This window comes from Streptomyces apricus, from assembly GCF_008369065.1.
GTDB lineage: Bacteria > Actinomycetota > Actinomycetes > Streptomycetales > Streptomycetaceae > Streptomyces > Streptomyces apricus.
In genome coordinates this window covers 9320-33155 of the sequence record NZ_VDFC01000039.1, presented here as the reverse complement: position 1 = coordinate 33155, position 23836 = coordinate 9320, and the positions used below count along the sequence as shown (strand labels likewise).

The following is a 23836-nucleotide window of genomic DNA, read 5'->3' as shown; positions in this document are numbered from 1 at the left end:
AGTTCACCCTGGGGGTGGGCGAGGCATCGGTGAGCGCTGTCCGGTCTCGGAGCGTCTCCTGGTGCGAACTTCTCGCCGCACTCGCAGCCACCGCCTCGGCGTCCTCGACGGAGCACGGCGTTCCTGCTCGGGTGAGCAGGACGAGCGGCCACGCAGGGCTCTCGCCGGCCGGCTCCCCGTCGAGGGCGGTCCGGTCCCAGGGCCCGCCGAACCGCTATGCCTGGACGACGCGCTTGAGGTGATCGCGCAGCCATTGCGATGCGGGATCTTCGTCGACCCGCCGGTGCCAGCGGAGTTCCACGTCGGTGGTGGGCAGTGCGAGGGGGACTTCGTGGCAGCGCAGGGGGACACCTCGCTCGATCAGGTGTGCGGCGGTGATGTGGGGGATGAGGCAGATGGCGTCGCCTTCGAGGGCCGCGAGGGCTCCGGCGGCGTAGGAGGGGACGACTGCCGCGACATGGCGCGAGCGTCCGATCTGCTCAAGTGCGTCGTCAAGTGGTCCCGCGGCGAGGCCGCGTCGCGAGGCTGAGATGTGGGGATGGGTGCACAGGTCGTCGATGGTGAGCTGGGCGGAGCGTCCCAGGTCGGAGTCAGCGGCGACGACGGCCACGAAGCGGGCGGTGAACAGCTTTGCGGTGTGGATGTCCACGGGTGGAGGACCCATCACACCGACGTCAAGGTCGATGGTGCCGTCGCGCAGGAGGTCGGGCTCCTTGGAGTTCTGGGCCACGAAGCGGAGTTGTACTCCGGGGGCGTCCGCGGTGACCCGGCGGAGCAGCCGGGGTACGAGGATCGGCACGAGGGCGTCGTTGAGGCGGATGGAAAAGGCGCGCTGCCAGGAGCGGGGGTCGCCGTCGGCGGTGTCGGCCCGCAGTTCGGCGGCAGCATGGAGCAGGGCTTTGACACGGGACGCGGAGCGCTGCGCGAACGGCGTGGGGACGAGGCCCTGACCGGCCCGGACGAGGATGGGGTCGTTCATCGCGCGTCGCAGCCGGCCCAGGGCCCTGCTGGTTGCCGGTGCGGACAGGTGCAGCCGTACCGCGGCCTCCGCGACGCTGCCGGTGTCCATCAACGCGTCGAAGACGCGCAGGAGATTGAGATCCAGGTCCTCCGCCACAACCGCCCCCTTCGTGCGTTCAGTGCAATTATTCCCTTACAAGAATGCATTAGGAATCATGCCCGGTGTGACGGACGCTGGTCCTTAGGGGGCGGAAACGTCTCTCGACAAGCCATCGGTCGCGCGGCCCTGCCTGCGGGCGCGGACCGTCAGTCAGAACCGGAGTCGCAGAACCATGCCCAGAATCGTGCGCCCGACCGCATACGGCACCCCTGAAGTGCTCGCCGTGACCAGCGTGCCTGTCCCGCGAGCCGCCGCCGACGGCGTCGTCGTCCGGGTCCGGGCCGCCGGGGTGAACCCCGTCGACTGGAAGCTGTACAGCGGCGCGTTCCACAGCGTGGACGACAATCTCAAGGACGCCGCCGGAATCACCCACGCGATGCCCTCGATCGGTCTGGAGTGCGCCGGCGTCGTCACGGAGGTCGGCGCGGAAGTCACCGGGGTGGACATGGGCGACGAGGTCATCGTCCATCCAGTGACGGCCGCCTACGCCGACTACGTGACCGCCCCCGTCACGTCGGTCTTCCGCAAGCCCGCCGGCCTCGGCTGGGCGGAGGCGGGGGCGCTGATGCTGGCCGGGACCACCGCGGTCCACGCGCTGGAAGCGGCAGGGGTGGGCACCGAAGATACGGTCCTCGTCCACGGCGGGTCCGGTGGGGTCGGGTTGATGGGGGTGCAGCTCGCCGTGGCTCGGGGGGCGACGGTGATCGCCACCGCTGCGGAGCGCAATCATCCGCTGCTGCGCGACCTCGGCGCCACTCCCGTCGTATACGGCCCCGGGCTCGCCGACCGGGTGCGCGGCGCCGCACCACGGGGCGTTACTGCCGCGGTCGACTTCGCCGGCACCGACGAGGCACTCGACGTCTCGCTGGAGCTGGTGGCCGACCGGCAGCGGATCGCCTCCATCGCCGGCTCCCCACGACGTGAGGAAGCCGGCATCAAGCTGCTCGGCTACGGGCCGGGACAGGACGCCGGCACCGAAGTCCGCGCCATCGCCCGCCACGCCCTCGTCGAGCGCGCCGGCTCCGGGGAGCTGCGGGTCCTCGTGGCCGCCACCTACCCGCTCGCCGAGGCCGCGCAAGCCCATCGGGCCGGCCTCGCGGGGCACGCACCGGGCAAGCTCGTCCTCACCCCCTGAAGGGGGATCACCGAGGTAACCCCAAAAAGGGGCCACGGGATGATCTTGGTCTCCGAGCGGTCCGCTATGGGCGGCCACCCGCGAGGGTGCTGACGCGGCTTGAGGCTGATCCTTTGGAGTGGACACCCTGATAATGGATCTTGATGGTCCAGGGAGGGATGTCCAGGTGGGACGCAAGTCTCCCTACCCGGAGGAGTTCCGGAAGGACGCCGTCGCGCTGTACCACGCGACCGGCGGGAAGCGCACGTATGCGGCGGTGGCCGCGGATCTAGGGATCACCGGGGAGACGCTGCGCACGTGGGTCCGCAAGGACACCAGCGGGTCAGCATCCGCGCCGTCGGGCGGCACCGTGCCTGGTTCGGCCGAGGAGCTGGCCCGGCTGCGGGCCGAGAACCAGCGGCTGCTGAAGGCGGAGAAGGAGTGGCAGCTGGAGCGGGAGATCCTGCGCCGGGCAGCCGCGTATTTCGCTCGGGAGGTGAAGTAAGCCCCCACCGCTGGGACTTCATCTCCAAAAATTGTGCCGTCTTCGGCGTGAAGCGGATATGCCGGGTCCTGGGCGTCTCCCGCTCCGGCTACTACCGGCACCTGGCCACCGCGCAGGCCCGGGCCGCACGCCAGGCCGAGCAGGCCGTCGCGGTCGCAGAGATCCGCGCCATTCATACCGAACACCACGGCGCCTACGGCGCCCCGCGCATCCATGCCGAACTCCGCGCCCGTGGAAGGAGGATCAACCGCAAGTGCGTCACGCGCTTGATGCGCATCAACCACATCGTCGGCCGTCATCTGCGCCGGAAGAAGCGGACCACGATCACGGACAAGACGGCGCCGCCCGCACCGGACCTGGTCATGCGTGACTTCACCGCCACGGCGTTGAACACCCGGTGGTGCGGCGACATCACCTATATCGCTGTCGGCTCGACGTGGATGTTCCTGGCGACGGTCATCGACATCTGTTCGCGCCGCGGATCGGCTGGTCCATCGCCGATCACATGCGCACCCAGCTCGTCACCGACGCGATCGACATGGCGGTCGCCGCCCGCGGCGGCCGGGTCGAGGGAGTCGTCTTTCACACGGACCGCGGCGCCCAGTACCTCAGCCGGGCCTTCGCCGAAGTCTGCCGCCGGCACGGTATCCGCCGCAGCATGGGGCGCGTCGGTTCGAGCTACGACAATGCCCTGGCCGAGTCGTTCTTCCAGGGCCTGAAAAGGGAGTTGCTCCACGGGCGACGTCTCACCTCCAAGGCGCAGACGCGGCTGGAGCTGTTCCGCTGGCTGGCCTACTGCAACCGACGCCGCCGCCACTCCGCTCTCGGCTATCTCACACCAGCCGAGTTCGAACAACAACTGACCTCGCCACATACGCTGTCACTCGTCGCATGAAACTCGGTGTCCACTCCCGAGGTTGAGCCTCACAGGGACTCAATGGCCGACTGGCTGTCCGCCTACGGACAGCTTGCCAGGGGTGTTCACGAGAGAGTCTGGCCAGCTCGGCTTCTGCGTCGTTGTAGATCGTTGCCCGGACTCAGGCGGGGTACAGAGCCGCGATACGGGGCAGGTAGCGGGCGATGCATTCGTGGTCGCCGAAGTCGAAATCCCACTCCGGGTCGAGCTCGGGATAGCGAATGGTGAAGTTATCGGCCGGTGGCTCGCTTCCCGTGGCGGCCTGGTAGGCGTTCCAGACGATGGAGAGGACTGCTTCTCCGTCGAGGTCCCAGCCCTCCGCGGCAGCCAGTTGGACAGCAGGAAAGTCGGCCAGGCCGTCCGGGTCTTTGATGACCTGCTCGAAGATGGCGCGGCCCTGTGCGATGAGCCAGCCTCGGAAGTAGTCGAAGCCGTCGTCAGAGCAGCCACCGTTGATTTGGTACGCCGCGGCCCACAGCGGGGCGAGGTAGGAAGCGGTCATCAAGTCCCACAGGACCTGCTCCGCTTGGAGGATCTCTGTTGGTGGATGGTCAGTGAGCAGTGTGGTGGCGTGGCCGGCGACCTCCTCGGCATCGGTCGGGTCGGCGGCGAGGCGGCGGGCTTGTTCGATCAGATGCCAGAAGCGTTCGTTGTCCATGGTCAGTCCCACCAGAACTCCCAGCAATTCAGATCAATGAGGTGCCCGGCATACGCGACCAGGTCGCGGTGCGCGCCTTGCCAGATGTTGTCGGGGCAGAAGGCGAAGTGCTCAGCGGCAATGGCCAGAGCCTCCTCAAGTGCGCTGGGCGGTGCGGCAACGCTGAGGTGGAGGGTGCTGCATCCGACGCCGACAACGCGCGCACCGAAGCGATCCTCCCAGCCGCGGACGACGGCCGAGAAGGTGGCTGTGTCGTTGTCGTAGTTGGCAGGTCCGTCCCACCCGACGGCGGTGAGGGCATCGGCTCCGCGGGGTGCCGAGACGAGGCCGAGGCGTGCTTGCGGGTTCTGGGTCAGGAAGGCTCGCGCGTACTGCCCGGCCATTTCATCGGGGTCCGCGGAGATGCTGCGGGTGGCTGCGGTACCGGGCCAGGTCTGGCCGAAGGGAGCGGTGACGGCTTGGCGTTCCTCGGCGGTGAGCTGGTCGTCGTCTTCGTCCGTGGCCGTGTGGTCCTGCCACCAGCGGGCGAGGATTTCCTCGGCGTCGTGCTCGTCGGGGGAAGACATGCGCTCGGGAGACAGTTCGCCGCAGTCCCAGGGCCGGAAGTCTGCGTCGTGCGGGTCCAGGGAGTCGAGCAGCAGCGGCCACAGCCCGGAGGCGGCATGTTCGCCGCGCAGCTGCGCCCACAGGTCCGCAGAAGCGGGGCTGTCGCTCAGCCATAGAGGTTGCAGGTCGCCGACACCTTCATCCGAGGTGATCATGCGTCCAGGCGGTAGGGATATTGCGCGGGACAGAAGAAGGTCGAGGTCCACGAGCGGATGCTATGAGGTGGGTCGGGCATCCGGTCGTTTCAGCGGGAGTGGTCACCACAGATAGAAGATCATTGCGGAACGCGACCTTGATCTGCTATCTGGCGCAAATGGGACGTCCCAGTGCGGGATTCGCGTCTGAGGGTCGGCCGGGTCAGGGCCGGGACGGTGGCGGGCAGCTCATCAGGGGCGCTGCTGTGAGCCGGCCGACGACGGAACGGGGCGGCTCCGGGGACGGACGGCGATCGCCAGCCTCCCTTCCCCCGCTAGCTGTGTTGTGGACTGCGCAGTCCTCCTGCGGGCCCGCTGCCTTGAGGGCCGGCTCCCTCACGATGTGGCTTGCAGGTACCGGTCGATGATCGGTGTGAGGTAGTCGGTGTGCGGGCCGGGGAGGCTCTCCAGGTCGGCCGGGCGCTCAAGGAGTGCGATCTTGTCCAGTTCGGGCTCCTGGGCTGTGACGGCGGCCGAGGCGAGCAGCGCCGCGAAGCGCTCACGGATGAACGCTGCGGGGCGGGGTGGGGCCGTGAAGTGCACGCCGATGTTGCCGGTCGTGCCGCGGGTGACGGTCCACAGCGCCAGGTCCTGCGGGGGTGTGTCGATACCGGTTTCCTCGGCGAGCTCGCGGGCGGCGTTGTGGCGCAGCACATCGGTGTCGAGCGCATCAGTGCCCTTGGGGTGTTCGACGGATCCGCCCGGCAGCTGTCAGCGGCCGGGCGCAGCGGTCAGCGGCGCCATGCGTACGGCCAGCAGGGCCCCGTCGGCGGTGGGCTGCAGGACGTCGACGAACAAGGACGGCAGCGGGCGGGCGCCCGGCACCCAGCGCAGGGCGTAGTGCCGGTAGGTCACCCGGGTCCAGCGCAGAATGAGCGTGTCGGGCCCGCAGTGGTCGACGCCGGCGCACGCGATGACCGGTCCGTCGAACAATCCTGGATTGGCCTGGGCTTTCTCTTCCCAGATGCGGTCGAGTACCTGCTCGTGTTCCGGCGAGAGGGGCGGCAGGGGCTCTTCGACCAGGCGGAGCTCGCGGGCGTGGAGGACGTCGACGCGAGGCTGCAGGAGCGGCTGTGTCACGTGGCCACCGTGGCATACGGGCCGCTGCCTTTCGGCGCTTGTGGAGGTTTCGGCACCGCGATGGCCGCGTGCTGTAGAAGTCTGGGGTGAACCCGCGGATCGGCACGGCCCCACGCCCCTGAAGAAAATGCGTGCGGGGTGTCGATCCCGGCCTACCCCGTACGACGCACGGGTGAGAGGACATCATCCGTGTGAGAGGTGAAGGCCATGCCCAAGGTCCGGGTGCACAACGTCACGATCTCCCTCGACGGCTTCGCGGCCGGGGTGAACCAGCGACTGGACGCCCCGTTCGGCGACGGCGTCGGCTGGGGCGAGGAACTGCACAGCTGGTTCGTCTCCGCGACGCGGGACGCCGCCGCGGGGAAGACAAGCGTCGACGTCGAGTACTTCACCCGCGGTGATCAGAACATCGGCGCCACCGTCATGGGGCGGAACATGTTCGGGCCGCAGCGCGGGCCGTGGCAGGACGAGTCCTGGAAGGGCTGGTGGGGCGACAACCCGCCCTACCACCACGACGTGTTCGTGCACACCCACTACCCGCGCCGGACGCTGGAGATGGCCGGCAAGACCACCTTCCACTTCACGGACGAGCCGCCGCAGGCGGTGCTGCGGCGTGCGTTCGACGCCGCGGGCGGCAAGGACGTCCGGATCGGCGGCGGCCCGGCGGTCATCCGGCAGTACCTGCGCGCCGGGCTGATCGACGAACTCCACCTGGTGATCGCGCCGATGCTCGTCGGGCGTGGGGAGCGGCTGCTCGACGACCTGGGCGAGGGGATCGACGGCTACCGGGTGTCCGAGCTGGTCGGTTCCCAGGCTGTCACCCACGTGGTGCTGGTCCGCCGCTGAGCGCGGCCGGAAGCGGCGCCGCAGCCACTTCTGGGTCAAGGGGGTGAGGGCGCCCGCCAGGGCCGGGGCCTGCCGTGCCTCCCGGCTCCCCACGGGAGACACCTCACGCGGTTAACGCGTCAAGCAGCACTGCGGTGTGCGCCTTGGGAGTCGGACACCACTGGCGCGTGGTCCTGGGTTGCGCACGGGTCTTCGGTATCACTTGCGTTCAGAGCACGGACGTAACCGAGCACGAGGTCTCGCGCAGCCCCAACCCGTTCCATACGGCGTCACCCTCTGAGCCCGTGGCTGAAGGGATTGTTCCATCGGCCCGGTGCCGTCGAGGAACGGCACGGGCACGGCCGGTCTCGTCCTCGGCATGATTATGGCCGTCGGCTTCTGCCTGTGGCCGCTCGCCATCGTGGTCGGTGTCCTCGGCGTCGTCTTCGGTGTGGCCGGCTGCGCGAGGGCCCGCCGGGGCGAGGCCACCAACGTCGGCCAGGCCCTGGCCAGCATTATCCGCGGCGCCTTCGGCACGGCCCTGGGACTCGCCGTCCTGGTCATTGCCACCGCTTGAGAACCGATGGCAGGTTCAGTGACCGGCCGTCAGCTCCACGCGGGCGAGGGTGCGGTCGATGATGTCCGTGATGAATTCGGAGGTCACCGCTTCACCCTCGTAGGTCGCCCGGACGAGGACCGCGCCGACGAGCATGGCGAGGCAGGGCTCGACGTCGTCGGGCCGGAGGCCGGCGGTGAGGACGCCGCGGATCCCGGTCGTGGCGGTCTCGTACAGACGGTCGCGGAGGTCACGCGCCCCCTGGTCCTGGGCGGCACGCTCGATGACGCCTGCCATCAGCCGGTCGTACCGGCCTTCCGACAGGGTCTGCGCAAGCGCGCTCAGGGCGACGTGCAGGTCCTCATGGAGGTTGCCGCCCGCCGGTGGAAGGGTCGCGTCCTCGCAAATCCGGGCGATCGCGTCTCGCATGAGATCGACAGTGGTGGGCCAGTGCGCGTACACGGTCGCCTTCGAGTAACCCGCCCTCCGGGCGACCTCGGCGTGTGTCGTCGCCCCCCAGCCTTCTTCCAGCAGTGACGCGGCGCTCGCCGCGATCACGTCGCGTCGTGTCCGTGCCACGCGCGGATCGACGGGATCACTCGACGACTTCGCCATTCCTCAAGACTAACCCCACCCGATCCGACGACCCACTACTGAACTACCAGTACAGTACTTCTCTGTAAGTCCAATAGTTCACTCGGCAGTCGGAGCGGCCCGATGACTCCCCAAGCAGTCCCGCGTACACAGCGGGCGATCGTGCACAGCCGCTACGGCGCGGCCCGTGATGTGCTCGCCCTGTCCGGGGCGTTCCCCGTCCACGCTCCTGGAGCCCAGCAGGTGCAGGTGCAGATCCGGGCGGCGGCGGTCAATCCCATCGACTGGCAGATGATCGAGGGGAACCGACGCCTCATCACCCGCCGGCGCTTCCCGTTCACGCCCCTGTTCGACCTCGCCGGCGTCGTCACCGCGGTCGGCGACGAGGTCACCTCGTTCCGGGTGGGCGACCGGGTGCACGCCGACAACGAGATCGACGCAGGCGGTGCCTCGGAATACGTCAATGTGCGCGAGGATCTGCTCGCCCCCGTACCAGCTGGGCTGGCCTTCACCGAAGCCGCCGCGATCCCGCTGGCCGCACAGACCGCACTGACCTGTCTGGACCGTGGCCGGGTCGGGCCCGGAACCCGTGTCGCGGTGATCGGGGCGTCCGGAGGCGTCGGTCACTTCGCGGTCCAGATGGCACACGCGGCCGGAGCCTTCGTGGCCGGCGTCGCCGGCGCACGGAACCGGGAGTTCGTCCACCAGATGGGGGCGGACGTGGTCATCGACCGGCACCGGACCGATCTGCTGTCGAGCTTCGGCGCGGACTCGTTCGACGTGGTGATCGACTGCGTCGGTGGCCGCGAGCAGTGGACCGGGGCACGGCAGATACTGCGTCCGGGAGGGCGGTTCGTGACCATCGCGCGGGACGAGGACGGTGTGGTCACCCCCGCCTCCGCCGCCCGGCTCCTGTCGACGATCACCGCTCGCAGGCTACGAGGCGCGGGTGCGCGGGGTAGGAAGTACCATCCCGTCTTCCTCAAGGCCTCCGGTGCCCTTCTGCGGCGGGTGAACGAAAGGGTCGAGGCCGGGCAGGTCCGCGTACACCTGTCCGGTTCCTTCCCGCTGACGCTGGAAGGCGTACGGGCGGCGATCGAGGAGAGCCGCGCGGGACGGACCACCGGGAAGCTGGTGCTCCGGCGATGACATCAGGGTCCCGTTCCGAACAGCGGGCCACGGCCCCGCCCTTCGCTTCCCCCCCCTGCGACTGCCCTGCGGTATCACTCTTCCCAACCGCCTGGTGAAAGCGGCGATGGAGGAGCAGCTCGCGGGCAGCGGCGGCCATCCCGACGACCGGCTCGTGACCCTGTACCGCACCTGGGACAGAGGCGGTGCGGGAACGATGCTGACGGGACACGTCKTGGTCGACCGTTCGGCCGTCGCGCAGCCGGCCGACGTGATCCTGGACGCCACCAGCGACCTCGAACCCTTCCGGGCCTGGGCGGCGGCAGCAAAGGCGAGCTCGTTCTGGATGCAGATCAACCACCCCGGGCGAGTCGTCCAGCGAGACACCGGCTCACGCGCGCTGGCGCCCTCCGCGGTTCCCGTGAACGTCGGCTCGCTCTCGAAGCTCTTTCCGGTGCCGACGCCGATGACGGCAAAGGAGATCCACGACACCGTGGAACGGTTCGCGGTCACGGCGACGCTCGCGGAGCGGGCCGGGTTCGCCGGTGTCCAGATCCACGCCGCGCACGGGTATCTGCTCGCCCAGTTCCTCTCGCCCCTGGTCAACAAGCGGACCGACCGGTGGGGCGGCTCCCTCCGCAACCGCGCCAGGATGCTGCTCGATGTCGTCGCCGCTGTCCGCGCGCGCGTGTCACCGGGTTTCGGTATCGCCGTCAAGCTCAACTCCGCGGACTTCCAGCGGGGCGGCTTCGACCTCGAAGACGCACACCATGTCACCGGGTGGCTCAGCGACGGCGTCGACTTCGTCGAACTATCGGGAGGGAGCATCGAGTCACTCGCCACAGCCGGTTCGCCGGCGGACAACCGCACCTTGGAGCGCGAGGCCTACTTCCTCGAACTCGCCGGTGAACTCGTCGCGTCCGCCCCGGTCCCGCTCATGCTCACCGGCGGCATCCGCCGGGCACGCGTCGCGGAAGAGGTGATGGCGCGCGGGTTCTCGCTCGTCGGCGTCGCCACCGCGCTCGCGCAGCGCCCGGACGCCCCGCTCAGCTGGCTCGCGGGGGAGGACGGCGAGGTAACAGCGATTCGCTCGGCGCTCCGCTCCAGGTCCCTGCGCGCCGCGGCCATACAGGCGAGCGTCACCGCACGACTGCGTGACATCAGCCGCGGCCGTTCGGGACGACCACTTCCCCCGGCCACCGCCCTGGTCGTCGACCAGTACCTGCGTTCCCGCGCGAGGCGCCGCTACCGCCGCGAACGACCGGCCTGACACATAACCCCGCCCCACCGGCCGTATCGTGCATGCAGGCGAAGCGGGTGCGGTGGGGTCGATGTCGGGATTCGTCGATGCCCACGGCATGGCCGCGCCCTTGCGAACCTACGCGGTCAAAGCACTAGGCCGTGTGTCGAAAGTGGATCTTGGGCTGTGGATGATCACGGTTCATGGGTCGGGGAGATCTCACGGACGAACAGTGGGAGGTGCTGGAACCGCTGCTGCCGAAGTGCACGAAGGCAGGTCGGCCACCTGTCTGGTCCCGGCGGCGTTTGATCGACGGCACACGATTTAGAGTCCGGACCGGTGTGCCGTGGAGGGACGTGGCCGTCGAGTACGGGCCGTGGGGCCGGGCCTACGACCTGTTCCGCCGATGGCAGCGCAACGGCACCTGGCACCGGATACTCACCCGGCTGCAGTCCCTGGCCGACGCGGAAGGTGCGATCACATGGGACCTGAGCGTCGACTCCACGGTCTGCCGTGCCCATCAGCATGCGGCCGGGGCCCGCAAGCAGCGCGACCTGCAGGAGGAACCACCGGGCGGCATCTTCACCAAGCCCCATGATCATGGGCTGGAGCGGTCACGCGGCGGGTTCACCACCAAGTTGCACCTGGCCGTCGAGCAGGGCCACAAACCCCCGCCGATCGTCATCACGGCCGGGCAGCGCGGCGACTCGCCGCAGTTCGAACCCGTACTGGAGAACGTGCGTGTGCCCCGCACCGGGCCGGGCCGGCCACGCGTCCGCCCCGGCCGGGTCCGCGCGGACAAGGCGTACGCCTCACGAAGGAACCGCGCCTACTTACGCCGCCGCGGGATTCGCTGCACCATCCCTGACAAGGCCGACCAGGCGCGCAACCGCCGAAGACCCGGTTCCCGCGGCGGCCGGCCGCCGCGCTTCGACCCGGCCGACTACCGCGAGCGGCATGCGGTCAAGTGTGAGATCAACCGTCTCAAGAGGAACCGCGCTGTCGCCACGCGGTACGACAAGCTCGCCGTCCGCTACGAGGCGACAGTCCTGGTCGCGGCGATCAACGAGTGGCTGTAGTCCTTCACCGGCAAGGCATCGGGGTCCATGGCAATGCCTCCCGCCATCCCTGCCGGTCGTGAGCCCAGTCCATCATCACCTTGGCGGTCGACTCTTCCGGGCCGAACACTTCATGGAGCCTTGGGACGTGGGCCTGGTAGTGCTTGTCTGCACTGCCTTCGCGGTACTCGACCTGGTAGCTGAGGTCGTCGTTCAGGTACACCTGAATGTAGTGCTGATCCACAGGCTCCAGATCGAGTCTTTCCAGGATCGCGAACCGGTGCGACAGGTTCATCTCAGACAGCAGGTCGTGCAGAGCCTCCTCGGTCGGATCGTCCACGATACGACCGCCCGCTTCAACTACCCGCAGCACTGGATTCAACATGCACGCGACTGTACCGACCCGCAGGACTCAACTGCCCAGCAGTGCACTTCCGCAACAGGCCCTGGACAGGCCGGGTGGCTTGGGGTCATCTCGGCGTCGGCGGGCTCTGCAGTTGCTGCAGCCCGACGACCCGCAGCAGGTCTGGCTTTTGTTCATCCTCGGATCCCGGTGCGGCGGTCATGATCACGATCGTCTGATCCCCGGCCCCCTGTGAGAGTGTCGCAGTCCACCACGATGTCCCCGGCCAGCATGGTGTGCAGGGTTTTTCGGCTTGTGCGGAGTTCCCCGGCTGTCCCCTCTTCCCAGAGCCCTCCAGCAGGGCCTGGAAGACGCCCGCGTCGCGCCACTGCCCAAAGCGGTTGTGCACGGTGGGCCAGGCACCGAACTCAGCCGGCATCTCCCGCCACTGCCCGCCGGTTCTGAACGGCCAGATCACCCCCTTGAACTGCTGCCGCAACCGCTCGGGATGCGGACCGAACCGGCCGATCGGCAGACAGGACTCGACGAACTCCCTTTCAGCGTCGCTCAGTTGCACCTGCGACATGACACCAAGCCCACCGGCTCACGCCGTGCCGCGAGGTCGAATCCCGTAGAGTGATCACAACTGGATACGGTCCCTGACGAAAAGCTCAGTCATCATTCGTCCGGTCACAGGCCCAGGACCGTCGCCACCAGTTCGCTGCGGCTGCGGACACCGGTCTTCGCGAACACACTCTTCAGATGGTCCTGCACGGTCGCCGCGGTGATGTGCAGTTCCACGGCGATGGTCCGCGACGGCAGACCGGCGACGACTCGCGCCAGCACGTCCCGCTCGCGCGGTGTGAGCCCGTACGCGAGCAGCAGTATCTCGGCCACGTCGGCGGCCGGCGCCGGATGTACCGTCACGGCGATGGCCGCCGGGTGCGGGCCACCACTCAGCGGCGAGGCCTGGACGGAGAGCCACCGGCCCGAGCGGCCGCGGATGCGTCCGTACGCCGGCAGCTCAGCGCCTCTTCCCCGTGCGGCCACCTCCAGGATCGCGGACGGCAGTTCCGCCTGCGACGGGCCCAGCTCGTCCCGCCAGAGTTTGGCGGCCGGGTTCTCCGAAAGCAGCCGCAAGTCCTGGTCGAGCAGGAGCACTCCGGCCTCGGACGGGCCCGCAGCGGTGTCGTCGGGTGCCCGGTGGGCGGCCCGGCGCAAGGCCGCACCAACCGGGGCGGACAGCCGCCGCAGGACGCCGACGTCGGCCGGGGTGAAGTCGGGCCGCCGGCCGCCGCGGAAGAGGGCGACGACGCCCCAGCAGCGGCCGTCCACCACGAAGCCCGCCCGCAGCTCGTGCCGTGCGTCGATCATCGGCAGCACGGTCCGGTAGCGGTGGCTGGATTCCGGATCACCGCCGGTGGCCGCACCGAGCGTGCCCGCGGACACCTCGGAGCGGGCCAGCGCCGCGAACTTCAGGACGTCGTCCACCAGGTACTCGTTGTGTGCGGCGGCTGCGGCCGCCTCCGGTACGAGCCCGGCGCTGACTTGGTCGGCGGTCAGCAGCGTCATCGGGTCGATCGTGCTGAAGCAGTAGGCGTCGGCCGGGATGAGGCGTGTCAGCCGGTCGGCGATCCGGCGGCGCAGTATTCGGGAGTCGAGGTCGAGACGACATATCGCCTCGATGTCGCGCACGGTCTCGCGCCGGACCATCGGGGAGCTCACCCTTGCCACGCTATCCCAGAAATGTGGGAGGGCCGCCCGACCTCCAGGCGCCTACCGTGGGTCCGAGAAACCCCAGGTCACCGGAGGTACACCGACATGTCCCCGTCCATGCTCAACGTCGGACTGGATCCAGCGCTGGTGGACGACGCGCCCTCGTCACGGGCGGCGTTCCCTGAAATCGACGCCGAGGCGGTCCGGGCCGGAATGGCCGCGGGCCGGGCTCGGCTAGAGGAGCTCGGCCTCAGTGTCGATGTCTGCCTGCTCGACTACGGCCGCACGGCCGAGGCGGTCTTCCGCGCCGCGTTGACCGCCAAGGACTACGGCATCGTGCTGATCGGCGCCGGCGTCCGGCTGGACCCGGAACTGACCCCGCTGTTGGAGGTGCTGGTCAACACCACCCACGAGCTGGCACCCGGCGCGAAGCTCTGCTTCAACGTCAGCCCGACGACGGCTGTCGAAGCCGTCCAGCGGTGGTGGCCCGAACACAAGCCGCTGGTCCAGGCGCCCCATAGCCCTCAAGAGACGATTCGATGAACGGGAGGCGGTCTTCTGCCGTGTCTGCAAGAGCACTTGAGAACAAGGTCGCACTGGTCACCGGCGGCAGCCGGGGCATCGGCCGGGCGATCGCGGAGAGGCTCGCCCAGGACGGCGCCGCCGTCGGCGTCACCTACGCCCGCGACGAGACGGCGGCGAGCGAGACCGTCGAAAACATCCGCAAGAACGGAGGACGGGCCTTCGCACTCCAGGCGGGGCTGGGCGAACGCGGCGACGCGGCCCGCCTCTGGGCCGCCTTCGACGCCGCGGGCACGGAGCACGTGCCCGACGGGAAGCTCGACATCATCGTCAACAACGCCGGCATCGGGGATTTCGCATCCCTGGAGTCGTTGACCGAGGACGCCTTCGACAAGGTCTTCGCCGTGAACGTGCGTGCACCGTTTTTCGTCACGCAGCAGGGACTGCCACGCCTGCGCGACGGGGGCCGGATCATCAACATCTCCAGCTCCGTGGCCCGCCTGGCCACGCCGGGAATGATCGCCTACGGCGCCACCAAGGGAGCCCTGGACAACTTCGGTCTCGCCCTCGCCAAGGAGCTGGGCCCCCGGGGCATCACGGTCAACTCGGTGGCTCCCGGAACCGTCCTCACCGATGCCAGCGCGGCCACCCTGCTGGGCGATCCGCATGCCGAGGCGCAAGCGGCGTCTCTTGCCGCCCTCGGCCGGATCGGGCGGCCGGAAGACATGGCCGACATCGTGGCCTTCCTCGCCTCCGACGACGCACGCTGGGTGACCGGCCAGGTCATCGACGCAACGGGAGGCATGGCCCTCTGACGTGCCAAGGAGAGGAACACCGTCGAGCGGCTGATCAACAAGATGAAGGCCTGGCGCGGCATCGCCACCCGGTACGACAGCTACCTCGCAGGCCTCCACCTACGCGCCTCGATGATCTGACTCAAGGACCTCACCCGAGCCACCCACTGATCGGAACGCAATACGGTCCCCAAGGGTTGTCCCGTAAATGATCTCCAGAGGGCGGCGGTCGAGCGCGCTGCGTTGCTGGGACCTCTGTTCGTGTGCTGTGCCGCTCAGGCCCGTGCTGGGAAGTCAGGATGGTCGGCGTAGGGCGAAGCAAGGTCGTGCAGGTCGTGGCACGGCCAGGGGTCGCGGGCGTGACGGGCCAGGATGCGCCGCTTGGCGTTGATCTCGCGCAGGACGCGGGCCGGGTCGTGCAGAGCCACGTGTATTGCGATCGTGGGGTGGAAGCCAGGGAGGTCGGCCTGGCAGAAGTCGACCGTGTGCCCGTGGGCAGTCCACGTCCCGCATGCGTCGTCACCGTCGCAGCGCCGCGCCAAGTCGGCTTCCTCGTCCAGCCGCGCCTCGATGAACTTCACCAGTTCTTCAGTCATAGGAGCATTCTCGATGTTCTGTCGGGGCATGAAACGATCTTGTTGTGGCTGGTGTGATCACGGCATCGCAGTCGTTCTGGACAGCCCTGTTCACCGGGCTGAGCTCCCGTCTGTTCGGGAAGTTGGTGACGGTGCTGCGGCGTCAGGGCGCGGATGCGGTCCGCAGGGGCCGGCCGTGGGGTGTGCCGTTGGAGGAGGACCGGGCTCTGCTGGTCGCGGCGTACCGGCGAACGAATCTGACTATGCGGCGGCTTGCTCCGCTGTTCGGGGTTTCCAAGTCGGCGGCGGGCCGGATCATTGATCACCTCGGGCTGATCGCGGAGCAGTCGAAGAACTACCGGTATTCCGCGAACCGTCAGGTCGTCATTGACGCCGACACTCGCCTCGTCGTTGTGGTCGGCCGGCCTTTGCCCGGCAACCGCAACGGCTGCAAGGCGTGGGAGGAGTCCGACGCGAAGGCCGCCGTCGGCAAGACGATGACCATTGCCGACGGTGGCTATCCGTGCACTGGGCTCGTGATGCCCCAGCGCCACCGCGGAGGCGAAGAGCTGACCGGTTGGAAACAGGCTCACAACAAGTCCCACAAGCAGGTCCGCGCCCGAGTCGGTCATGCTTTTGCCCGCATGAAGACCTGGAAGATCCTCCGCGACTGCCGCCTCAAAGACGACGGCGTCCACCACGCCATGCTCGGCATCACCCGCATGCACAACCTCAACCTCGCCGGATAGGCGAGAGGTCGGACTGTTCGTCGACCACGTTCACACCGGGCAGGGATCATTTACGGGAGAACCCTTACGAGTTGGTGCGTGATAGCGGGTGAGACGTCGTGTCAGGCTGATGACGTGATCCAGATGCGGCGATCATAACCAATCGGGTGATACTGGCGCACCGGCTGTTCACGGGCATCTTTCAGCCTCATTTCGCTGCTTAGTAGAGGAGTTGGCGCTGACCGGTGGCAGAGGAGCAGTGATCTTCCGCTGGGTCCTTTGCTCGTAGCCCAGATCTACATCACGAACGCGGACCCGGAGATCGAAGGGAAGGGTTACTCGCCCCTGTGCCTGCTTGCCCGAGAGCGCGGTGTCGCAGCCAATGACGATCTTCTGGCCATCGCTGACCTCCTTGCGAGAGGCGACTTCGACTGGTGCGGCAAGTGCGGCGGCTATGCCGTACGCAGGCCGACCGATACCCAGGTCTCGTTCTGCCGTGCTGCCCACCGACTGCACGGCATCACAAAGCAACTCGACCGAGGCGGCAGCCGCTATGGCGTCGACACGGTGCTCTCGCAGTTGAAGGAACTGGCGGACTGGCAGCCGGTCGACGGAGAAGACTGGTACACCAGCGATTCCTCGCGGTGGCGGCAGGGCATCAAGATCCTCAAACGTATGATCGAGCGAAACCGTCCATAAGGGTCCTCTCGAACTGCCAGCCTGGGATCGGGGTCCTTTCGAGAGGATGGTTCTTCTGGCCTGTGTCATCGCCTTGGGGGCCAGTTGGGGGCCACACGGTGTCCGCGCCCCTGAACGGCACGCCCTGGGGCGCACGTTCTGCATCCTGTCGTCCCGACGATGCGGAGAGCTTTCGCGGGCGAGAGTCCGCGCGGGCTCTTTTTCGTATCGCCCCCGGGGTGGATCCGCCGCGGACCCGCCCCCGACTCGTTTATGATCTTGCCCGTGACTGTGCAGAGCGCCGACAAGACGGTTTCCCGCAAGCAGCGGCTCCAGGAGAAGCAGCGTCGCCAGCTGGCGGTGGTCGACACCGTGGACAAGGCCGAGATCAAGGTCCGCAAGGCGGAGACCGAACTGGCCGTGGCCGTCGCCGAGGCGGTTCAGGTGTTCGGCGACGAACAGGCCGCGTCCGAGGGCCTGGACATGGCGGTCGGGACGATCCGGCACTTCCTCGCCATGGCGGAGACCGAAGTGGCCGGCGGCGACAGGACCGCCGGGGACGACAGGACCGCGGGGGACGACAAGAGCGCCGAGGACGCGTCGGCCGTCGGCGAAGCCTGAACCCCGTCGACGGGTCCCGAGGTTCAGGCTTCGCCTGAACCTCGGGACCCGTCGACCTGGTGGCCCGCCGGCCGTCAGGGCAGGAGCTCGACGTACCCGTCCGCCCCGTGCACACGGATCCGCTGGCCGTCCCGGATCCGGCGCGTGGCTCCTTCCACGCCCACCACGGCCGGCAGGCCGTACTCGCGGGCGATCACCGCGCCGTGCGTCATCAGGCCGCCCACCTCGGTCACCAGCCCCGCGACGGCGACGAACAGCGGTGACCAGCTCGGGTCCGTGAAGGCCGTGACCAGGATGTCGCCCGCCTCCAGATCGGCGTCCGCCAGGTCGAGGACGACGCGCGCCCTGCCCTCGACGGTCCCGGCCGAGACCGGGAGACCGACCAGCGCGTCCGCAGGCACGTCGTCGCGCCGGTACGCCCCGTTGACCGCCTCGCCGTCCGAGGTGAGGACCCTGGGCGGGGTGAGCGCCTGGTACGTGCGGAACGTCTCCTTGCGCCGCTCGACGAGCCCGGCGTCCACCCGCCGCGACCGCACCGCCTCGTGGAACTCCTGGAAGGTGAGGTGGAAGACGTCCTCCTCCTCGGCGAGCACCCCGGCCTCCACCAGGCGCCCGGCCTCCCGCAGCAGCGCCTGCTTGTAGACGGAGTAGCGGCAGATGATGCCGTACTTCGGGTACTCCCGATATCCGATGAAGGTCCGCACGCGGTCGATCATCCGCTTGGTCTCTTCGGCCTTCCGCTCCCCGTCCGGCAGGGCGCGCAGGCGCGTCAGCACGTCCTCCTCCTTCTCCCGCGCCCTGCGCCGGCCCTCCTCGAAGCGCCGTGCGGCGGCCCCCGGACGGAAGTTCCTGACGTTGTCGAGGAGTACGGGCACGAGGGTGCCGGGCCGCTCGCGCCACCGCGGCCTCGTGATGTCGATCTCGCCGACGCAGCGCATGCCGTACAGGTCGAGGTAGCCCTCGACGGCCGCGCGCGCCTCGCGTCCGCCCGGCAGCTTCGCCAGCCCGTCCAGGAAGTCCTGCTCCCCGATGTCCGGGACGTCCCGGAGGTCCCGCAGGAAGGCCACCAGCTCCGGGTGCGGGCGGATCACGTCCGCGACGTCGAGCAGCGCCAGGCCCATCTCCGAGGTGACGTTGTCGGGGGCGGACAGCGTCAGCGTGTCGGCGGCGTTCTTCTCGCCCAGCCACTCCAGCAGCTGGTCGTTGAGCCACCAGGTGGCGTCCATCCCCGCCATGAGCGCCCGCATGCTCTGCGGATCACCGACGAACCGCTTGTGCTCCTCGAACGCCTCCAGCAGGAAGTCGAACAGTTCCGGTCCGCTCTTCGTGCGGACGTCGCGCTCCAGGGCGGCCACCGACGCCCGGCTGCGCTCCATCAGTTCGGCGACGACGGCCGGATCCGTCCCGATCGGCTCCGGCGCGCCACCGGTCGGCCGCTGCCCGGCACCTGGACCCGGCTCCGGCCCCGGCCCCGGGTCCGGGAGCGACGGGACGAAGCCGTCGCGGTCCAGGACGGTCTCCAGGGCGTCCCTGACCAGCGGGTCACCCTTCCCCACGACGTCCAGCAGGGCGGCACGGCTCGCGGGCGAGGCCAGGCGCCGGGTGACGTCGACGAACAGCCGCCCGCCGGCCGCGTGCATCGGCACCATGGCCGTCAGCTGCCACATGGACAGACCCAGGGGCTTCATGGCGTCGGTCATCATCTGCTGGTGGCCGACGGACACGTACACGCGGTTCCCCGAGTCACCGGACCCGGCCGCGGACCCGGCTCCGGATCCGGCCGCGGACCCGCTCTCCGGGACGGGGAACAGCGTCGTGATCGGCCTGCTCTGCACGATCCGGAAGTCGTCGTCGACCAGGCACCACTCGATGTCCTGCGGGGAGCCGAAGTGCGCCTCGATCCGCCGCCCCAGCCGCACGAGCCGCACCACCTGCGCGTCCGTCAGCGCCGGCTGCTCCTGCCGGTCCGCGTCGACCGCCACCTCCCGCGTGCCACCAGAGGGCAGGGCCTGCACGGCACGCCGCTTGACGGCGACCGTCCTGGCGACGACCTCGCCGTCCCGCACCCGGTAGACGTCCGGGTCGACCAGGCCGGAGACCAGGGCCTCGCCGAGGCCGAAACCGGCGTCCACGGTGGCGACCTTCCGGTTGCCCGTGACGGGGTCGGCCGTGAACAGGATGCCGGACGCGTGCGGGAGGACCATCCGCTGCACGACCACGGCCATGTGGACCGCGCGGTCGTCTATGCCGTGGCGCCGCCGGTACGTCACGGCCCGCTCGGTGAACAGCGAGGCCCAGCACCGGCTGACGTGCCGCAGGACCTCGGCCGGCCCGAGGACGTTCAGGTACGTGTCCTGCTGGCCCGCGAAGGACGCCGTCGGCAGATCCTCCGCCGTCGCGCTGGAGCGGACGGCGTAGGCGGCCCGCTCGCCGTGCCGGGCGAGCGCGCGGGTGATCGCCGCCGCGATGTCGTCCGGTACGGCGAGCCCTTCGACCGTCCGGCGGACCTGTGCGCTCAGCGCGCGGATCCCCTCCCGGTCGTCCGGGGCCAGCTCCGACAGCCGGTCGAGGAGAGCACCGACCGACGGATCGTCCGCCACGACCCGCCGGAAGGCGTCCGTGGTCACGCAGAAGCCCGCCGGCACCCGGACGCCCTCGATCCGTGACAGCTCGCCCAGGTGCGCGCCCTTGCCACCGACGACCGGCCCCCGCGTCCCGTCGGCCTCCTGGAGGTCCAGCACGTACGGCCCGTTCGATCCGGTCGGTCCAGCCGGTGCGGCCGATGCAGTCGATCCGGCCGATGCGGTCGGCCCGTTCGTCGCGGCAGTTCCGTCCACGTCCTCAACACACACGCGTCATGCCCTCGTTTCCGCAGGTTGTGGCCTCGGCCGAGGATTCTGCGCCACCCCCCGGGCCTTGCCGCAAGCCCCCCGGTGCGCTATAAATTGAGCACGGCAAGGAGAGGTCTCCTTGCTTTTTTCTTTGCGCTTTTTTCTTTGCCCTCGGCCACACCACCCTGTGCCGCACTCCGCCAAACGGCCCGACGACGGGCCACAGCCGTTCAACTCCCCGCCACCGCACGGCTGTGACGGGTGAGGAGCGTACGGGCTGCCGACCGGTTTCCCCCGGTCCCGTCCCGTCCGGTCCCGCCCCACGGAGTGTTCATGACTGCGGCAGAACGACAGAACCCCCTGCACAGACGCTCGCTGCTGCGCGCCGCGGCCGTCCTGCCCGCGGCCGGTGCGGCGGTCGCCGGCCTCGGCGCACCGGCCCGGGCCGCCTCCACCGAAGCCTCCGCCGCATCGGCCGAAGTATCCTCCGCCGCCGCCTCCTCCGCCGGGGCGAACGGCCGCCGGTTCGACCCCGCGAGCCCCCGCTTCGTGCTGGCCGTCCTCCCCGACACCCAGTACCTCTTCGACGCGGACAGCACCGACCCCGCGCCGCTGCGGGAGGCCTTCCGCCACCTGGTGGCCGAACGCGGGGAGGCGAACATCGCCTTCATGACGCACCTCGGCGACGTCACCGAGCACGGCACCGAGGACGAGATCGAGCGCGCCGCCGACACCTTCCGCACCCTGCACGGCAAGGTCCCCTACAGCGTCCTGGCGGGCAACCACGACATCGCCTCCGGGGACGACCAGCGCGGCGACTCCGCCTATCTGGCCGCCTTCGGGCCCGCCCGCTACAAGGCCATGCCGACCTACCGCGGCGCCTCGCCCGACGGCTACAACACGTACCACGTCCTGACGGCCGCGGACCGGTCCTGGCTGGTCCTCGCCCTGGACTGGCGGACCTCGGACAAGGGCCTGGCCTGGGCCCGGGGCGTCCTCGACGCCCACCCCACGCTGCCCGCCGTCCTCACCACGCACGACATCGCCTGGGCGGACGACGACGGCGCGGCCCAGCTCTCGGACAACGGCAAGCGCCTGTGGGAAGGCCTGATCCGCGGCAACGACCAGATCTTCCTCGCGCTGGGCGGCCACTACTGGCCGCCGGGCCGCACGGTCCTGCGCAACGACGCCGGCAACGACGTCCACGTGCACATCACCAACTACCAGGACCGCTACTACGGCGGCGCCGGCATGATCCGCACCTACGGGTTCGACCTGGCCCGCGGTGTGATCGACGTCGAGACCTTCTCGCCCTGGCTCCTCTCCCGCGACCCCGCAAAGCGGTCCGCGCTGGAGGCCGAGACCGTCGAACTGACCGGCCCCGCCGACCGGTTCGTGCTGGACATCGACTTCGACGCGCGCTTCCGCGGCTTCGCCCCGGTCGTACCGCCGAAGCCGCGTCCTGCCTCCGCCGTGATGCCGCGCGGCACGGTCGCGTACTGGCGCTTCGACGCCGCCGGGACCTCCGCGGGCGGCACGGCGGGCAGGCCCGTCGCGGACGGGGCGGTCGTACGCGACCTCAGCGGCAACGGCAACCACCTGACCGTCGGCCGGCTGGCGTCCAGCGGCCCCGGCGCCCTCACCTGGTCCGCCGACCACCACCCCGGCCAGCCCGCGCACGCGAGCCTGCGCTTCGACGGGGGCAAGGACCCGGACCGCGGCGCGATCCTGACCACCGCCGCCCGGGCCGCCCTGAACAGCGAGAAGTTCACCCGCGGCTACACCATCGAGACCTTCGTCCGGCTGCCCGACCCCTTCGAGGGGGACCACTCCTGGATGGGCCTCCTCAGCTGGGAGGGACGCAACGGGGACGCGGGCAAGACCACCGGCTGGTCCCCGCTGGAGCCCACCTGCAGCCTCAACCTGTCGCCCGAGCGGTTCCTGCAGTTCGTGGTCTACCCGCAGCGCCAGGACGCCGACCCCACGTCGTGGAGCCACGCGGTGCCGGTCGGCCGCTGGATGCACATCGCCCTGGTCAACGACGGGCACCGCACGGTGATGTACGTGGACGGCTCGAAGATCGCCCGCAACCCGGCACAGCCGTCCACCGGCATCGCCACCCTGGGCAAGCCCTTCGTCCTCGGCGCCACCCAGTTCGACGAGCGCTTCTCGCACGGCTTCTACGGCTGGATCGGTGACACCCGCATCGTGAACCGGGCGTTGCCCGTACGGGAGTTCCTCACACCCTTCGCGTAGGACGGACGACGAAGGTCACCTTCGGGTACGACGAAGGTCACATTTACATATCGGACACTTCGCACTCCAATCTTCACGCCAGGCACACAAGTTGGCTAAGTTGACCGACAGGCCGTACGACTCCCTCCGGTGAACCCCGCCGGGTCGCACGGCCTCCGCCGAATCCGGCAGGCCCCCACGGCTGTCGGAGCCGAAGGTCCCTCCGACCCGGGGGCCGGTCCGGCAGGCGGTGCACGGAAGGAGCCGTCTCCCATCGCGCCGGAACGAACGCAGCGCCCCGCCCTCGCGAAGGCGGCTCCCTCCTCCGTGGACGCGAACGGCGACGAGCCGAGCCGCGAGGAGGTCCAGCAGCGGATCACCAACCTCTACGACCGGGTCGAGAACGCCACCGGCAACTTCAACGCGACCCGTGCGATGACCAGGGCGACGCGTGGCGCGGCGGCACCGGCCCCCGAGGACCGGGGTGGCCGCGGCGGCCGTGGCGGCGCTCCCGGTGCGAGCGCCCCGCTGCCCGACATCGCGAAGCAGTGGTTCGACGTGGGACGCGCGCAGTTGGGCCCCGTCTTCCCGGCGGTGCTGCCGCCCGACCGGATGCCGGACCGCGAGCCGGGCGGGTCACGGCCCGCCGACCCGGGCGCCCGCCCGGGCGGCCGCGGCCGGGAGACGGCCGGCAAGCCGGCCCTGGAGCTGACCGCCGGCCCGTCCGGCGCGGGCGTCGGCGGCCCCGTCGCGGAGCTGACCGCCGGCCCCGGTACCGGACCCGTGGCCGCACTGCCCGCCGGACCCGGAGCCGGACCGGGCCGTGGTACCGGCCCCGTGGCCGCGCTTCCGGCCGGACCCGGAACGGGTGCCGGACTCGGTACGGGTGCCGGACTCGGTACGGGTGCCGGACCCGTCGCCGCGTTGCCTGCCGCGCTGCCCGCCGTCCCGGCGCAGCGCCAGACGGTCGACCGCGTCGCCCGGCCCGAACCGGCCGCCGAGCCCTCGCAGACGGCGCTGCGCAGTCGCAAGCAGGGCAACCAGCGCAAGCTGGGCCGGGCCCGTGAGCTGCTGGCCGCGCACGTCGCGCGGAGCAGCGCACCCGTCACGGCGCTCGCCCCCGCGCCTGACCCCACCCCCGCACCGGCGCCTGCGCCCGCGCCGGCCGCGATCACTTGGCCGTCCGCTGCGGAGCAGAC

At 69.8% G+C, this 23836-nt stretch carries 22 protein-coding genes and 5 pseudogenes; 15 read left to right on the top strand and 12 right to left on the bottom strand.

Features of this window, described 5'->3' with window-relative positions; all coding sequences use genetic code 11:
• Window positions 1-214: 214 nt before the first annotated feature.
• Window positions 215-1117, bottom strand: a complete 903-nt coding sequence (locus FGF04_RS12855; protein WP_188114068.1) for a LysR family transcriptional regulator — start codon at window positions 1115-1117, stop codon at window positions 215-217.
• Window positions 1118-1343: 226 nt separating this feature from the next.
• Between FGF04_RS12855 and FGF04_RS12850 the strand changes: the two genes are divergently transcribed.
• Together FGF04_RS12850 and FGF04_RS12845 are read left to right on the top strand one after the other, a co-directional pair.
• A complete protein-coding gene (locus FGF04_RS12850) occupies window positions 1344-2255 on the top strand; it encodes an NADP-dependent oxidoreductase (protein ID WP_235882316.1) in 912 nt (303 codons plus the stop codon).
• A gap of 166 nt (window positions 2256-2421) precedes the next feature.
• A pseudogene (locus tag FGF04_RS12845) lies at window positions 2422-3634 on the top strand (IS3 family transposase).
• A 142-nt stretch (window positions 3635-3776) separates the two neighbouring features.
• Here the strand turns inward: FGF04_RS12845 and FGF04_RS12840 are convergent.
• From FGF04_RS12840 to FGF04_RS41030, 4 genes are all read right to left on the bottom strand, one after another.
• Window positions 3777-4313, bottom strand: a complete 537-nt coding sequence (locus FGF04_RS12840; protein ID WP_149511443.1) for a DUF4240 domain-containing protein — start codon at window positions 4311-4313, stop codon at window positions 3777-3779.
• 2 nt (window positions 4314-4315) lie between these two features.
• The gene (locus FGF04_RS12835; protein ID WP_235882315.1) at window positions 4316-5125 is read right to left on the bottom strand and encodes a DUF4253 domain-containing protein; all 810 of its coding nucleotides are present in this window, start codon (window positions 5123-5125) and stop codon (window positions 4316-4318) included.
• 324 nt (window positions 5126-5449) lie between these two features.
• Window positions 5450-5767: an NUDIX hydrolase gene (locus tag FGF04_RS41035; protein WP_235882314.1), complete on the bottom strand. Its 318-nt coding sequence runs from the start codon at window positions 5765-5767 to the stop codon at window positions 5450-5452.
• Between the two features lie 57 nt (window positions 5768-5824).
• The gene (locus tag FGF04_RS41030; protein ID WP_235882313.1) at window positions 5825-6193 is read right to left on the bottom strand and encodes a hypothetical protein; all 369 of its coding nucleotides are present in this window, start codon (window positions 6191-6193) and stop codon (window positions 5825-5827) included.
• A 207-nt stretch (window positions 6194-6400) separates the two neighbouring features.
• On the opposite strand from FGF04_RS41030, the gene FGF04_RS12825 reads away from it, so the two are divergent.
• Window positions 6401-7039: a dihydrofolate reductase family protein gene (locus FGF04_RS12825; RefSeq protein WP_149511442.1), complete on the top strand. Its 639-nt coding sequence runs from the start codon at window positions 6401-6403 to the stop codon at window positions 7037-7039.
• A gap of 313 nt (window positions 7040-7352) precedes the next feature.
• Window positions 7353-7595: a DUF4190 domain-containing protein gene (locus tag FGF04_RS12820; protein ID WP_235882312.1), complete on the top strand. Its 243-nt coding sequence runs from the start codon at window positions 7353-7355 to the stop codon at window positions 7593-7595.
• 15 nt (window positions 7596-7610) lie between these two features.
• Here the strand turns inward: FGF04_RS12820 and FGF04_RS12815 are convergent, their stop codons facing one another.
• Window positions 7611-8003, bottom strand: a complete 393-nt coding sequence (locus FGF04_RS12815) for a TetR-like C-terminal domain-containing protein (protein ID WP_235882318.1) — start codon at window positions 8001-8003, stop codon at window positions 7611-7613.
• Between the two features lie 6 nt (window positions 8004-8009).
• A pseudogene (locus FGF04_RS41025) lies at window positions 8010-8189 on the bottom strand (TetR/AcrR family transcriptional regulator); the annotation flags it as partial.
• 102 nt (window positions 8190-8291) lie between these two features.
• Here FGF04_RS41025 and FGF04_RS12810 point away from each other — a divergent pair.
• The 3 genes from FGF04_RS12810 (at window position 8292) to FGF04_RS12800 (ending at window position 11615) form a co-directional block, all read left to right on the top strand.
• Entirely contained in the window at window positions 8292-9317 is a 1026-nt protein-coding gene (locus FGF04_RS12810) for an NAD(P)-dependent alcohol dehydrogenase (RefSeq protein WP_149511440.1), read from the top strand.
• Window positions 9318-9372: 55 nt separating this feature from the next.
• Window positions 9373-10566, top strand: coding sequence for an oxidoreductase (locus FGF04_RS12805; RefSeq protein WP_149511439.1), 1194 nt, complete (start codon window positions 9373-9375; stop codon window positions 10564-10566).
• A gap of 173 nt (window positions 10567-10739) precedes the next feature.
• Entirely contained in the window at window positions 10740-11615 is an 876-nt protein-coding gene (locus tag FGF04_RS12800; protein ID WP_149511438.1) for an IS5 family transposase, read from the top strand.
• Window positions 11616-11619: 4 nt separating this feature from the next.
• Here FGF04_RS12800 and FGF04_RS12795 read toward each other — a convergent pair whose 3' ends face one another.
• The 3 genes and pseudogenes from FGF04_RS12795 to FGF04_RS12785 form a co-directional block, all read right to left on the bottom strand.
• On the bottom strand, window positions 11620-11979 hold the full coding sequence (locus FGF04_RS12795; RefSeq protein WP_235882310.1) for a hypothetical protein: 360 nt from the start codon (window positions 11977-11979) through the stop codon (window positions 11620-11622).
• A 307-nt stretch (window positions 11980-12286) separates the two neighbouring features.
• Window positions 12287-12523, bottom strand: a pseudogene (locus tag FGF04_RS41020) (transposase); the annotation flags it as partial.
• Window positions 12524-12627: 104 nt separating this feature from the next.
• Window positions 12628-13662: a helix-turn-helix transcriptional regulator gene (locus FGF04_RS12785; RefSeq protein WP_149511436.1), complete on the bottom strand. Its 1035-nt coding sequence runs from the start codon at window positions 13660-13662 to the stop codon at window positions 12628-12630.
• 108 nt (window positions 13663-13770) lie between these two features.
• Between FGF04_RS12785 and FGF04_RS12780 the strand changes: the two genes are divergently transcribed.
• The 3 genes and pseudogenes from FGF04_RS12780 to FGF04_RS12770 all read left to right on the top strand — a co-directional run.
• Entirely contained in the window at window positions 13771-14196 is a 426-nt protein-coding gene (locus FGF04_RS12780; RefSeq protein WP_223146381.1) for a hypothetical protein, read from the top strand.
• A gap of 20 nt (window positions 14197-14216) precedes the next feature.
• On the top strand, window positions 14217-14990 hold the full coding sequence (locus tag FGF04_RS12775; protein ID WP_149511434.1) for an SDR family oxidoreductase: 774 nt from the start codon (window positions 14217-14219) through the stop codon (window positions 14988-14990).
• Window positions 14991-14996: 6 nt separating this feature from the next.
• Window positions 14997-15110, top strand: a pseudogene (locus tag FGF04_RS12770) (IS5/IS1182 family transposase); the annotation flags it as partial.
• Window positions 15111-15244: 134 nt separating this feature from the next.
• Here FGF04_RS12770 and FGF04_RS12765 read toward each other — a convergent pair.
• Window positions 15245-15565, bottom strand: coding sequence for a DUF6221 family protein (locus FGF04_RS12765; protein WP_149511433.1), 321 nt, complete (start codon window positions 15563-15565; stop codon window positions 15245-15247).
• Between the two features lie 44 nt (window positions 15566-15609).
• On the opposite strand from FGF04_RS12765, the gene FGF04_RS12760 reads away from it, so the two are divergent.
• From FGF04_RS12760 to FGF04_RS12750, 3 genes are all read left to right on the top strand, one after another.
• Window positions 15610-16293 (top strand): transposase family protein, encoded by a 684-nt coding sequence (locus FGF04_RS12760; RefSeq protein ID WP_149511432.1) that lies wholly within the window; start codon window positions 15610-15612, stop codon window positions 16291-16293.
• Between the two features lie 258 nt (window positions 16294-16551).
• Window positions 16552-16971 (top strand): hypothetical protein, encoded by a 420-nt coding sequence (locus FGF04_RS12755; RefSeq protein WP_149511431.1) that lies wholly within the window; start codon window positions 16552-16554, stop codon window positions 16969-16971.
• 264 nt (window positions 16972-17235) lie between these two features.
• Window positions 17236-17571 carry a hypothetical protein gene (locus tag FGF04_RS12750; protein ID WP_235882309.1) on the top strand — a complete coding sequence of 112 codons (336 nt, stop codon included), beginning with the start codon at window positions 17236-17238 and terminating at the stop codon, window positions 17569-17571.
• A gap of 74 nt (window positions 17572-17645) precedes the next feature.
• On the opposite strand, the gene rph is transcribed toward FGF04_RS12750, so the two are convergent.
• Window positions 17646-20312 (bottom strand): rifamycin-inactivating phosphotransferase, encoded by a 2667-nt coding sequence (rph, locus tag FGF04_RS12745; RefSeq protein ID WP_223146380.1) that lies wholly within the window; start codon window positions 20310-20312, stop codon window positions 17646-17648.
• 423 nt (window positions 20313-20735) lie between these two features.
• On the opposite strand from rph, the gene FGF04_RS12740 reads away from it, so the two are divergent.
• Complete coding sequence (locus FGF04_RS12740) at window positions 20736-22658, top strand: LamG-like jellyroll fold domain-containing protein (protein ID WP_149511429.1); 1923 nt, start codon at window positions 20736-20738, stop codon at window positions 22656-22658.
• A gap of 306 nt (window positions 22659-22964) precedes the next feature.
• A pseudogene (locus tag FGF04_RS40025) lies at window positions 22965-23836 on the top strand (hypothetical protein); the annotation flags it as partial.

Bases quoted from the DNA above. Each gene is read 5' to 3' on its own strand.
- FGF04_RS12840 (WP_149511443.1), bottom strand. From the start codon at position 4,313: ATGGACAACGAACGCTTCTGGCATCTGATCGAACAAGCCCGCCGCCTC.
- FGF04_RS12825 (WP_149511442.1), top strand. From the start codon at position 6,401: ATGCCCAAGGTCCGGGTGCACAACGTCACGATCTCCCTCGACGGCTTC.
- FGF04_RS12815 (WP_235882318.1), bottom strand. From the start codon at position 8,003: ATGCGAGACGCGATCGCCCGGATTTGCGAGGACGCGACCCTTCCACCG.
- FGF04_RS12810 (WP_149511440.1), top strand. From the start codon at position 8,292: ATGACTCCCCAAGCAGTCCCGCGTACACAGCGGGCGATCGTGCACAGC.
- FGF04_RS12800 (WP_149511438.1), top strand. From the start codon at position 10,740: ATGGGTCGGGGAGATCTCACGGACGAACAGTGGGAGGTGCTGGAACCG.
- FGF04_RS12795 (WP_235882310.1), bottom strand. From the start codon at position 11,979: ATGTTGAATCCAGTGCTGCGGGTAGTTGAAGCGGGCGGTCGTATCGTG.
- FGF04_RS12780 (WP_223146381.1), top strand. From the start codon at position 13,771: ATGCTCAACGTCGGACTGGATCCAGCGCTGGTGGACGACGCGCCCTCG.
- FGF04_RS12765 (WP_149511433.1), bottom strand. From the start codon at position 15,565: ATGACTGAAGAACTGGTGAAGTTCATCGAGGCGCGGCTGGACGAGGAA.
- FGF04_RS12740 (WP_149511429.1), top strand. From the start codon at position 20,736: ATGACTGCGGCAGAACGACAGAACCCCCTGCACAGACGCTCGCTGCTG.